Here is a 12,458-nt window from a genome sequence, read left to right on the forward strand (position 1 = left end):
CAAGCGAACGGAGAACAGTCATGGCCCAAGCCGCAGCCGTGGCGAAACCGCCCGCGCCACCCCGGCGGCGCCGTGCCTCCGCCACGCCGCGCAGGCTCCCGTACCTGCTGATCGCGCCGGCGGCCCTGCTGATGCTGGGCTTCATCGCCTACCCCGTGATCAGCGTCTTCTACTACAGCCTGCAGGACTACAACCCCACCAAGCCATGGCGGAACGGTTTCGCGGGCTTCGACAACTTCGTCCACGCCTTCACCGAGGACCCGGTCTTCTGGGACACCCTCGTCTTCAGCGCCAAGTGGGTCGTCGTCGAGGTCGGACTCCAGCTGCTGTTCGGTCTCGCGCTGGCCCTGATCGTCAACCAGACCTTCGTCGGCCGGGCGCTGGGACGCGCCCTGGTCTTCTCCCCGTGGGCCGTCTCCGGCGTGCTGACCTCCGCGATCTGGGTACTGCTCTACAACTCCCAGACCGGTATCACCCGCTACCTCGCCGACGTGGGCATCGGCTCCTACGGCACCAGCTGGCTGTCCGACACCGAGACCGTGTTCCCGGCGGCGATCGTCGCCGACCTGTGGCGCGGCGTGCCCTTCTTCGCGATCCTCATCCTCGCCGACCTCCAGTCCGTCTCGAAGGACCTGTACGAGGCCGCCGAGGTCGACGGCGCGAGCCGCATCAAGCAGTTCTGGCACATCACCCTGCCCCACCTGAAGGACGCCATCGTCCTGTCCACGCTGCTGCGCGCGGTGTGGGAGTTCAACAACGTCGACCTGCTCTACACCCTGACCGGCGGCGGACCGGCCGGCGAGACGACCACCCTGCCGCTGTACATCGCCAACACCAGCGTCGACGCCCATGACTTCGGCTACGCGTCGGCCCTGACCACGGTCGCGTTCGTGATCCTGCTCTTCTGCTCGATCGTCTATCTGCGGCTGAGCAAGTTCGGAGGCGAGTCCAAGTGAGCACCATCAAGGAGGCCCCGGTCGTCCCCGCACCCCGCCGGACCGCGACCGAGCCGCAGCGCCCGGTGAACAAGCACCGCGCCTGGGACGAGGTCCCCCGCTGGCAGATCTACCTGCCCCTGTCGATCTACCTGGTCTTCACCCTGATCCCGTTCTACTGGATCCTGCTCTTCGCCCTGCGCCCGGCCGGCTCCACCTCGCTCGTGCCCTGGCCCATGACCTTCGACCACTTCGAGAAGGTGTGGACCGAGCGGGACTTCGGCGTCTACTTCCAGAACAGCGTGCTCGTCGGCCTCGCCACCCTGGTGCTGACCACGATCGTCGCCCTGGCCGGCGGCTACGCCCTCGCCCGGTTCGACTTCAAGATCAAGCGGGGCTTCATGCTCGCCCTGCTGTGCTCCCAGTTCGTGCCCGGCGCGCTGCTGCTGGTCCCGCTCTTCGAGATCTTCGCCGAGCTGCGGATGATCAACTCCCTCGGCAGTGTCATCCTCGCCGAGACGGTCTTCCAGCTGCCGCTGTCGATGATCCTCATCAGCAACTTCATCAAGAACGTGCCGTACTCCCTGGAGGAGGCGGCCTGGGTCGACGGCTGCAACCGGCTCACCGCCTTCCGGGTGATCGTGCTGCCGCTGCTGCGCCCCGGGCTGATCGCGGTCGGTTCCTTCGCCTTCGTGCACTCCTGGAACCACTTCCTGTTCGCCCTGATGTTCCTCAACAACCAGGCCAAGCAGACCATCCCGGTCGGTCTGAACACCCTGATGAGCGCGGACAGCGTCGACCTCGGCGCCCTCGCGGCGGGCGGCATCATCGCCGCCGTCCCGGTCGTCATCGTCTTCGCCTTCATCCAGAAGTGGCTGATCACCGGCTTCAGCGCGGGGGCGGTGAAGGGATGAGACTCCGTCACGCGGCCCTGGCCGCCGGCCTCGTGGGCGTGCTCTGCGTCCCCGCCCACGCCGACGCGGACACCCGCGACATCAGCCGCGACACCCTCGCCCCGAACGACGGCTGGGCGGCCGCCGCCGGCGGCACCACCGGCGGCGCGGCGGCCGACGACGCGCATGTCTTCACGGTCACGAACCGGACGGAGCTGGTCCGCGCCCTCGACGGCGGCAGCGCCACCCCGAAGATCATCCGCATCGCCGGAACCATCGACGCCAACACCGACGACCGGGGCCGCCGCCTCGACTGCGAGGACTACACGACCGGCGGCTACGACTTGAAGAAGTACCTCGCCGCCTACGACCCCCGCACCTGGGGCTCCGCCAAGCCGAGCGGCCCCCAGGAGGAGGCCCGCAGGGCGTCGGCGGCGCAGCAGGCCGAGCGGGTGGAGCTGCGCGTCGGCTCCAACACCACCCTCGTCGGCCTCGGCGACGACGCGGTGCTCAAGGGCGCGAGCCTCCAGATCAGCGACGCGGACAACGTCATCGTCCGCAACCTGGAGATCCGCGACGCCTACGACTGCTTCCCCGTGTGGCAGCCCAACTCCGGCGGCCTCGGCGACTGGAAGGCGGCCTACGACACCATCTGGCTGCGCGGCGCGAGCCACGTCTGGATCGACCACGTCACCTTGAGCGACAAGGGCCACCCGGACGAGGACGAGCCCGCCTACTTCGCCCGCAACCACCTGCGCCACGACGGCCTGCTGGACATCACCAACGGCTCCGACCTGGTCACCGTCTCCTGGAGCCGGTTCGCCGACCACGACAAGGCGATGCTCATCGGCAACGGCGACACCGCCACCGGCGACCGCGGCAAGCTGCGCGTCACCCTGCACCACAACGAGTTCGAGTCCGTCGTCCAGCGCGCCCCGCGCGTCCGCTTCGGGCAGGTGCACGTCTACAACAACCGGTACGTCGTCCCCGAGGACGCCCACGACTACCGCTACTCGATCGGCGTCGGCACCGAGTCCGCCGTCCACGCCGAGCACAACGCCTTCCACACCCCGAGCCACATCGAGGCCGCCGACCTGGTCAAGAGCTGGAACGGCAGCGCCCTGCACACGGACGGCAACGTCTTCAACGGCTACCCGGTCGACCTGCTCACCATCCACAACGCCTACAACTCGGGCAGCGAGCGCGATCTGACCGCGGACGTCGGCTGGACGCCCGTCCTGCACGGCACGATCGACGGCGCGGAAGCGGCCGACCGGGCGGTGGCGCGCGGTGCGGGAGCGGGGAGGATCCCATGACCGATGCCAAGGCCGGTGCCCTGACCGAACCCCTGCCCCTCGTCCTCGCCGGCGCCCGCGGCCACGGCCGCTGGCATGTGGCGAACATCCGCCGCCTCCAGGACAAGGGCGTCGTACGGCTCGTCGGGATCTGCGAGCTGCATCCGCTCACCGAGGAGGAGTTCGGCGGTGAACTCCCGCCCCAGTCCGCCGACTTCGGCGCCCTGCTGGACGCCACCGGCGCCCGCGCCGCGGTGATCTGCACCCCGATCCCCACCCACACCGACCTGGCCCTGGCCGCCGCCCGGCGCGGGGTGCACCTGCTCCTCGAGAAGCCGCCCGCGCCCTCCTACGCCGAGTTCCGGCGGATGGCGGACGGGGTCGCCGAGGCGGGCGTGGCCTGCCAGATCGGGTTCCAGTCGCTGGGCTCGCACGCCGTGCCCGCGATCCGGGAACTGATCGCCGAGGGGGCGATCGGCACGCTCACCGGCGTCGGCGGGGCGGGCGCCTGGGCCCGCGACGAGGCGTACTACCGCCGGGCCCTGTGGGCGGGCAAGCGGCGGCTGAACGGCGTCGACGTGATCGACGGGGCGCTCACCAACCCCCTCGCGCACGCCGTCGCCACCGCCCTCGCCCTGGCCGGCAGCACCCGCGCCGAGGACGTCGCCGCGATCGAGACCGAGCTGTGGCGCGCCAACGCCATCGAGTCGGACGACACCTCCTGCGTCCGGATCACCACCGCCGAGGGCCGCCCGGTCACGGTCGCCGCGACCCTGTGCGCCGAGCACCCGGACGAGCCGTACGTCCTGGTGCACGGCAGCCGCGGCCGGATCACCTTCTGGTACAAGCAGGACCGGGTGCTGCTCCAGCGCGCCGACCACGGCCCCGAGGAGTTCGAGTACGGCCGCACCGACCTGCTGGAGAACCTCGCCGGCCACCTGGCGAACGGCACCGAGCTGCTGGTCCCGCCCTCGCGGACCGGCGCCTTCATGAAGGTCGTCGAGGCGATCCGGCTGGCCCCCGACCCCGCCCCGCTGCCGGAGTCCGCCTGGCACCGGCCGCCGGGCGAGGACCGCCGGGTCGTGCCCGGGGTGGACGGGCTGGTCGCGGCCGCCGCCGACACCCTCGCCCTGTACTCCGAGCTGGCGGCCCCCTGGGCCGCCCCGAGAGAGGTGAGCACCCGATGACCAGCGTGGACACCACAGTGCTGCGAGTCGCGGGCAGGCCCGTCGGCCGGTACGTCACCCGGCCGGAACTGCCCGCCCGGCTCTCCCCGCGCCCCTACCTTCACCCCGTCACCACCCTGTCCGGCGTCTCGGTCACCGAACTGAGCCCCGCCGACCACCCGCACCACCTCGGCGTCGGTGTCGCCGTTCCCGACGTCGAGGGGCACAACTTCTGGGGCGGCCGCACCTTCGTCCGCGACCAGGGCCCCACCGAGCTGGACAACCACGGCGCCCAGCGGCACGTGGGCTTCCAGCTGCGCGACCCGGACGGCTTCGTCGAGGAGCTGCGCTGGGTGGCCGGCGGCACGGAGGTGCTGCGCGAGCGCCGTACCGTCGCCGCCACCGCGCTCACCGACACCGCCTGGGCGCTGGACTTCACCTTCGCCCTCACCAACCCCACCGCGGGGCCGCTGACCATCGGCAGCCCCGCCACCAACGGGCGCCCCGGCGCGGCGTACGGCGGCTTCTTCTGGCGGGCCCGCAAGGAGGCGGCCGCGCCGGACGTCTTCACCGCCGACACCGAGGGCGAGACGGCGGTGCACGGCCGGTCCGCCGACTGGCTGGCGCTGGCGGGCTCCGCCTGGACCCTGGTCTTCGCCGGAGCCACCGGCGCCACCCGCCGCGACCCGTGGTTCGTGCGCACCGCCGAGTACCCGGGCGTCGGCTCCTCCCTGGCCCACGACGCGCGGCTGCCGGTACCGGCCGGCGAGACGGTCGTCCGGCGGATCGTCACCGTCGTCGCCGACGGCCGCCTCGACCGGGGCGAGGCGGCGGCCCTGGTGCGAAAGGCGGTCAGCCAGTGACGAACGAGACCTACACCAACCCGATCCTCGACGCCGACTGGTCCGACCCGGACGTGGTCCGCGTCGGCGACGACTTCTACCTCACCGCCTCGAGCTTCGGCCGCGTCCCCGGACTGCCGCTGCTGCACTCCCGCGACCTGGTCAACTGGACGCTGGTCGGCCACGCCCTGGACCGCCTGGAACCGGCGGAGGAGTTCGAGAGGCCGCGCCACGACTGCGGTGTCTGGGCCCCGTCGATCCGCCACCACGACGACCGCTTCTGGATCTTCTGGGGCGACCCCGACCAGGGCGTCTTCCAGGTCAACGCGCCGGAGATCCGCGGCCCGTGGACCCGCCCGCACCTTCTGAAGGAGGGCAGGGGCCTGATCGACCCCTGCCCCCTGTGGGACGACGAGACCGGCGAGGCCTACCTGGTGCACGCCTGGGCCAAGTCCCGCTCCGGCGTCAAGAACCGCCTCACCGGCCACCGTATGCACCCCGACGGCACCTCCCTGCTCGACGAGGGCAAACTGATCGTCGACGCCGACCGCATCCCCGGCTGGTTCACCCTGGAGGGCCCCAAGCTCTACAAGCACGACGGCTGGTTCTGGATCCTCGCCCCCGCCGGGGGAGTGGAGACCGGCTGGCAGGGCGCCTTCCGCTCGCGAGGGTTCTTCGGGCCGTACGAGGAGAAGGTCGTCCTCGAACAGAAGGACACCGACGTCAACGGCCCCCACCAGGGCGGCTGGGTGCGCACCCCGTCCGGCGAGGACTGGTTCGTGCACTTCCAGCAGAAGGGCGCCTACGGCCGGGTCGTCCACCTCCAGCCCGTGCGCTGGGGGGCCGACGGCTGGCCGGTGATGGGCGATGAGGGCGCACCCGTCGCCGTACACCGCAGGCCCGACCTGCCGCCGCAGCCGCCCGCCGCGCCCGCCACCGACGACGACTTCCCCGGTGGACGGTACGGCCGCCAGTGGCAGTGGACCGCCAACCCGCGCGACGGCTGGGCCACCCAGCACTCCGGTGACGGGCTCCGGCTCACCTGCGTCCGCTCGGCCGACGCGCACGACCTGCGCAGACTGCCGAACATCCTCACCCAGCGACTGCCCGGCATCCCCTCGGTCGTCGAGGTCGAGCTGCGCCTCGACAGCGAGGAACCGGGTGCCCGAGCCGGACTGGCGGTGCTCGGGGACGCGTTCGGCTGGATCGGACTGCAACGAGGGGCCGACGGGACGGTCCACCTGGTGCACCGGTTCGCCGAGGCCGTCGCCGAACGGGAGCGGGACGCGGATCACCCGAGGCTCGCACCGGACGGGCGGGCGACGCTGCGGATCGAGATCCGGCCGGGAGCGCGCTGCCGCTTCTTCTACGACGTCGGGGACGGCCCGCGTCCGTCCGGCCAGGTCTTCGCCGCCACCCCGTGGCGCTGGGTCGGCGCCCTGCTGGGTCTCTTCGCGCTCGCGCCCGGCGACGACGGGCGGGGACACGCGGGCGCGGCCACCTTCACGCGATTCCGTATCACCACGCTCTAACCCACCTCATCCGTACGCCTGTTGGGAGCCGCAATGACGTACCCCCCTGGCAAGCGCTTGTCGAGACCGGGGCACGGCAAGGTGGTGGCCGCCGTGCTCGGCCTGGTCACCGCGCTGGGTCTCGGGTCCCTCGGGGAGGCCCACGCCGCCCCTTCCTCCGCCGAGACGGGGAGCCCGTCCCGCTGGACCGACCGCCCGCACGGCTTCGCCTCCCTCGCCGGCGGCACCACCGGCGGGGCCGGCGGCAAGGTCGTCACCGTCACCGACCAGGCCGCGCTGGCGAAGTACGCCGCCGCGCCCGAGCCGTACATCATCCGGGTCAAGGGCAGCATCACCGCGCAGCCGTTCGGGGCGAGCATCGAGGTCGCCTCGGACAAGACCATCCTCGGGGTCGGGGCGACCGGCGAGCTGGTGCAGGGCGAGTTCCATCTGAGCCCCGGCACCCACAACGTGATCATCCGCAATCTGACGATCCGCGACTCGGCCGTCGAAGGCAACTGGGACTGCAAGGACACCGACTTCGACGGCATCCAGATGGACACCGTCCATCACGTCTGGGTCGACCACAACCGCTTCTCGAACATCTGCGACGGGCAGCTCGACGTCCGCAAGGACAGCGAGTACGTCACCGTCTCCTACAACCGGTTCGAGAACAACAACAAGACGTTCGGCCTGGGCTGGACGACCAACGTCAAGACGCAGATCACCATCGACCACAACTGGTTCCGCAACACCAAGCAGCGCAACCCGTCGGTCGACAACGCCGCCTACGCCCATCTGTACAACAACTACCTGACGGCCCAGGCGGACCGCGGCGACCCCGTGTGGACGTACGGGAACTGGTCGCGCGGCAGGACCAGGATGGTCATCGAGAACTCGTACTACGAGGACGTCCAGCATCCCTACCAGGCCGACGCCACCGCCGAGCTGGTGCAGCGCGGGTCGATCCTGAAGAACACCACCGGGCGGCACGACGCGTGGGGTGCCGCCTTCGATCCCCGGGACTTCTACGACTACCGGCTGGACCCGGCGGCCGCCGTGCCGGCGCTCGTGCAGCGCTTCTCCGGGCCGCAGCAGCAGATCGGGACCGTGCTGCACGTCCCCGGCGACCACCCGACCGTGCAGGCCGCCGTGGACGCCGTGCCGGACGGCAACGACGTCCCGGTGACCATCGCCGTCGCGCCCGGCACCTACCGCGCCAAGGTCCACATCCCCGCGAGCAAGCCGAACATCGTGCTGCAGGGGACTGGACAGGACCGCTCCGACACCGTCATCGTCTACGACACGCCCGCCGCGTACGGCGGCTCCACCGGGAGCGCGACCGTACGGATCTCCGCCAATGACGTCACGGCGCGCAACCTCACCTTCAGCAACGACTTCGACGAGGCCGCGCACGAGCTGAACGGCGAGCAGGCGCTGGCGGTGAAGACGACCGGCGACCGGATCGTCTTCGAGGACACCGCCTTCCTGGGCAACCAGGACACCCTGATGACCGACAGCCCCAAGCTGACCACCGTCAGCCGGGTGTACATCCGCGACTCGTACATCGAGGGCGATGTCGACTTCGTCTACGGGCGGGCCACCACGGTGATCGAGCGGTCCGTGATCCGCGCGCTGAGCCGGGGGTCCGCGACCAACAACGGGTACATCACCGCCGCCTCGACCTGGAAGGGCAACCCCTACGGGTTCCTGATCACCGACTCGAGGATCGTCAGCGACGCGCCGGCCGGCACCTTCCACCTGGGACGGCCCTGGCACCCGGGCGGTGAGCCGGACGCGATCGCCCAGGTGCTCATCCGGAACACCGAGCTGCCCGCCGCGATCAAGGCCTCCCCGTGGACCGACATGAGCGGCTTCTCGTGGAAGGACGCCCGGTTCGCCGAGTACCGGAACGTCGGCCCGGGGGCGGCCGTGACCGACGACCGGCCGCAGATGAGCGACGCGGACGCGGCGACGCACACCGTCGCGCACTACCTCCGGGGCACGGACGGCTGGGCGCCGCACACCCGCCACTGAGACCCGGTGGAGCCTCGACAGCGCCATTGAGGCCCGGTGGAGCCTCGACAGACCCCCCACAACTTCATATCTCGCTGGAACCAGAAGAAGAGAGCCGACCAATGAAGAACAGCATCCGCAGAAGCAGGCGCGCTGCCATCGCCGTCGCCCTGGGCTCCGTTCTCGCGCTCACCGCCACCGCCTGCGGCGACGACGGCAGCGGTGGGGGCGGCAGCGAGGGCTCCGAGGGCAGCGGCAAGGGCAAGATCGTCTTCTGGGACAACAACGGCGGTGTCCGCACCGACATCTGGAAGGAGGTCATCGCCGACTTCGAGAAGGCCAACCCGGAGATCGACGTCGAGTATGTCGGCATCTCCTCCACCGAGTACCAGTCCAAGGTCGACACCGCCATCCAGGGCGGCGGCCTGCCGGACGTCGGCGGTGTCGGCGCGGCGATGCTCGCCGGGTTCTCCGCCCAGGGCGCGCTGGAGCCGCTGGACGACCGGCTCGGCAAGTCCTCGCTGAACGGCAAGCTCAACGAGGACATGGTCGAGTCGATGAAGGCGGCCGGTGGCGGTGACGGGGTGCTGTATTCCATCCCGACCTCCGCGAACAACGGTGTGCTGTACTACCGCACCGACCTGTTCAAGAAGGCGGGCCTGGAGGAGCCGACCACCTGGGACGCCTTCTACAAGGCGGCCGAAGAGCTGACCGACGCGAAGAAGAACGAGTTCGGGTACACCATCCGCGGTGGCGCCGGGTCCATCGCGCAGGCCCTGGACGCGATGTACGGGCAGAGCGGGATCACCTCGTTCTGGAACGGCGACAAGACCACCGTCAACGACCCGAAGAACGTCGAGGCGCTGGAGAAGTACGCGGCGCTGTACAAGAAGGTCACGCCGTCCGCCGACCTCAACAACGACTTCACCAAGATGGTCGCGCAGTGGGACTCCGGCACGATCGGCATGCTCAACCACAACCTCGGGTCGTACCAGGACCACGTGAAGGCGCTCGGCACCGACAAGTTCCGGGGCATTCCGCAGCCGGTCGGCTCCGGCGGCAAGCGGGTCCAGGTGTCCAACCCCGTCGACGGGCTCGGGCTGTTCAAGAGCTCCAAGAACAAGGAAGCCGCCTGGAAGTTCATCGAGTTCGCGCTGTCGCACGAGGAGAACTCGAAGTTCAACGAGTCGGCGGGGCAGGTGCCGGCGAACACGGACGCGGCGAAGGATGCGTGGGTTTCGGAGGCGGAGCCGACGAAGCTGGCCGCGGAGGCGTTGAGTGACGGTTCCACCACGATCGTGCAGCTGCCGTACTACCTGCCGGACTGGAACACGATTTCCAAGGCGGAGAACGAGCCGAACTTCCAGAAGGTGCTGCTGGGGGACATGTCGGCGAAGGAGTTTCTGGACACGTTGGCTGAGCAGTTGAACGAGGCTCAGGCTGAGTGGAAGCAGCGGAACGGTTAGTTCTGGGATTCGCCGTGGGGCGGCCTGTGTTTTGCAGGCTGCGGGCCGTCCCTGGTTTCTCGCGCAGTTCCCCGCGCCCCTAGGTAGGACCATCACCCCCTGTTTGAAAGGCACCCTTGTGTCCATTTCTCGTAGACAGGTTGCTTCTGCGGCGCTCGCCGCTGTTCCTCTCGCACTTGCCGCGAACGGTGTGGCGCAGGCCTCCTCCTCTGGGCAGCGTCGTCGGACCATCTACATCGCCGGGGATTCCACCGCCGCGCAGAAGTACGCGGACGCGGCGCCGGAGACCGGGTGGGGGATGGCGTTCCCCTTCTTTCTGCACAAGGACCGGCCCGTCGCCAACCATGCGGTGAATGGGCGGAGTTCCAAGAGTTTCGTCGACGAGGGCCGGCTGGATGTCATTCTCGGGGAGATCCGGCCGGGGGACTTTCTGATCATCCAGTTCGCGCACAACGACGAGAAGAGCAGCGACCCCGCCCGGTACACCGAGCCCTGGACCACCTACCAGGACCATCTCCGGCTGTACGTCGACGGGGCCCGGGCGCGTGGGGCCCGGCCCGTGTTGGCGACCGCCGTGGAGCGGCGGCGGTTCGACGCGGAGGGCAAGGCCCTGCCGAGCCACGGTGAGTATCCCGCGGCCATGCGCGCGCTCGCCCAGGAGGAGGGGGTGGCGCTGCTCGACGTGCAGGCGCTGTCGCTCGCGCTGTGGCAGGAGCTGGGTGTCGAGGAGAGCAAGAAGTACTTCAACTGGACGGCGACCGAGCAGGACAACACGCACTTCAACCCGCCGGGCGCGATCGCCGTGGCACGGCTGGTGGTGCGGGAGCTGCTGCGCACGCGGGTGCTGGGCCCGCAGGACGTGCGCCGGCTCGACGAGGAGATCCCGGAGTCCTGGATCAGCTGGCCGCCGGCCGCCGCGTAATCCGTCCGATCAGCAGATGGCAGAAGAGAGAGCCGCAGTATGGACGTACAGAGATGGCATGGGCATGCCGCTAGCAGTGTGAAGGGCGTCGCCCTCGCCGGGTGTGTCGCCCTGGTCCTCGGCGTCGCCGGGACCGCCACCGCCCACGCCGGGTCCCGTGACCTCGGCCGTGAGGTGCTGGCCGCCGGGGACGGGTGGGCCTCCGAGGGCGCGGGCACGACCGGCGGGTCGGCCGCCGACGCCGCGCATGTGTACACGGTGACCACCTGGGCGGAGTTCAAGGCCGCCCTGACGGATGGTGGCAGCGCGCCGCGGATCATCAAGGTGAAGGGGATGATCGACGCCGTCGCCGAGGGCTGCGACGCCTTCGCCGCCGAGGGATACGACTTCCAGCGGTACCTCGCCGACTACGACCCGGCCGTCTGGGGCCACGACAAGCCCGTCAGCGGGGAGCAGGAGGACCTGCGGGCCGCGTCCGCCGCCAATCAGGACAAGGTCATCAAGGCGAACATCCCCGCCGACACCACCATCGTCGGTGTCGGCAAGAACTCCGGGATCCGTGGCGGCAGCCTCCAGATCCGCGGCGTGGACAACGTCATCATCCGGAACCTCACCATCGAGGCCCCGATCGACTGCTTCCCGCAGTGGGACCCGACCGACGACAACAAGACCGGCGCCTGGAACTCCGAGTACGACGGTGTCGTGGTGTACGGCTCCACCCATGTGTGGATCGACCACAACACGCTCACCGACGGGCGCTACCCCGACAGCTCGCTGCCGGAGTACTTCGGCAAGGTCTACCAGCAGCACGACGGACTCGTCGACGTCGTGCGCGGCGGTGACTTCGTGACCGTGTCGTGGAACTCCTTCAAGGACCACGACAAGACCATGCTCATCGGCAACAGCGACGGCGCGGGCGCCACCGACTCCGGCAAGCTGCGGGTCACCCTCCACCACAACCGGTTCGAGGGCATCGTGGAGCGGGCGCCGCGCGTCCGGTTCGGCCAGGTCGACTCGTACAACAACCACTTCGTGGTGACCGAGGACCAGAAGTTCGGCTACGTCTTCGGCATCGGCGCCAACTCCCGGCTGTACGCCACCGACAACGCCTTCTCCCTGGCGGACGGCGTCAGCACCGCCAAGGTGCTGAAGAAGTGGAACGAGGCGCCGCTCACCGCCGAGAACAACTACGTCAACGGCAAGCTCACCGATCTGATCGCCGTGCACAACGCGGAGATCCCCGCCGAGACCCTCCAGTCCGGCGCCGGCTGGACGCCCGCCCTGCGCACCCGGGTCGACCACCCCCGGGCCGTCCCCGGCATCGTCGACCACCGCGCGGGCGCCGGACGCGTCTGCTGACGACCTTCCGCCCACCCGTCGGGAGCCGGGGCGTGCCGCAGCCCCGGCCCCGA

10 protein-coding genes are annotated in these 12,458 nt (G+C 70.1%); all 10 read left to right on the plus strand.

Annotation, left to right across the window (positions count from 1 at the left end; genetic code table 11):
• The first annotated feature begins 20 nt into the window (after nt 1-20).
• The 10 genes from ACZ42A_RS33680 (at nt 21) to ACZ42A_RS33725 (ending at nt 12,405) form a co-directional block, all read left to right on the plus strand.
• Nucleotides 21-956 carry a carbohydrate ABC transporter permease gene (locus ACZ42A_RS33680; protein WP_468531106.1) on the plus strand — a complete coding sequence of 312 codons (936 nt, stop codon included), beginning with the start codon at nt 21-23 and terminating at the stop codon, nt 954-956.
• The gene (locus ACZ42A_RS33685) at nt 953-1,849 is read left to right on the plus strand and encodes a carbohydrate ABC transporter permease (protein ID WP_468531107.1); all 897 of its coding nucleotides are present in this window, start codon (nt 953-955) and stop codon (nt 1,847-1,849) included. Before ACZ42A_RS33680 ends, ACZ42A_RS33685 begins: the two co-directional genes overlap by 4 nt.
• A complete protein-coding gene (locus tag ACZ42A_RS33690; RefSeq protein WP_468531108.1) occupies nt 1,846-3,144 on the plus strand; it encodes a pectate lyase family protein in 1,299 nt (432 codons plus the stop codon). The genes ACZ42A_RS33685 and ACZ42A_RS33690 overlap by 4 nt, the downstream gene beginning before the upstream one ends.
• Complete coding sequence (locus ACZ42A_RS33695) at nt 3,141-4,310, plus strand: Gfo/Idh/MocA family protein (RefSeq protein WP_468531109.1); 1,170 nt, start codon at nt 3,141-3,143, stop codon at nt 4,308-4,310. The genes ACZ42A_RS33690 and ACZ42A_RS33695 overlap by 4 nt, the downstream gene beginning before the upstream one ends.
• Nucleotides 4,307-5,152 (plus strand): DUF6807 domain-containing protein, encoded by an 846-nt coding sequence (locus ACZ42A_RS33700; protein WP_468531110.1) that lies wholly within the window; start codon nt 4,307-4,309, stop codon nt 5,150-5,152. Before ACZ42A_RS33695 ends, ACZ42A_RS33700 begins: the two co-directional genes overlap by 4 nt.
• Nucleotides 5,149-6,663, plus strand: a complete 1,515-nt coding sequence (locus ACZ42A_RS33705; protein ID WP_468531111.1) for a glycoside hydrolase family 43 protein — start codon at nt 5,149-5,151, stop codon at nt 6,661-6,663. Before ACZ42A_RS33700 ends, ACZ42A_RS33705 begins: the two co-directional genes overlap by 4 nt.
• 33 nt (nt 6,664-6,696) lie before the next feature.
• Entirely contained in the window at nt 6,697-8,679 is a 1,983-nt protein-coding gene (locus ACZ42A_RS33710; protein WP_468531112.1) for a pectinesterase family protein, read from the plus strand.
• Between the two features lie 101 nt (nt 8,680-8,780).
• Nucleotides 8,781-10,124 carry an ABC transporter substrate-binding protein gene (locus ACZ42A_RS33715; RefSeq protein WP_468531113.1) on the plus strand — a complete coding sequence of 448 codons (1,344 nt, stop codon included), beginning with the start codon at nt 8,781-8,783 and terminating at the stop codon, nt 10,122-10,124.
• A gap of 118 nt (nt 10,125-10,242) precedes the next feature.
• Entirely contained in the window at nt 10,243-11,046 is an 804-nt protein-coding gene (locus ACZ42A_RS33720; protein ID WP_468531114.1) for a rhamnogalacturonan acetylesterase, read from the plus strand.
• Nucleotides 11,047-11,085: 39 nt separating this feature from the next.
• Complete coding sequence (locus tag ACZ42A_RS33725; protein ID WP_468531115.1) at nt 11,086-12,405, plus strand: pectate lyase family protein; 1,320 nt, start codon at nt 11,086-11,088, stop codon at nt 12,403-12,405.
• Nucleotides 12,406-12,458 lie beyond the last annotated feature (53 nt).

The sequence above is a fragment of the Streptomyces sp. NPDC030838 genome, from assembly GCF_055572035.1.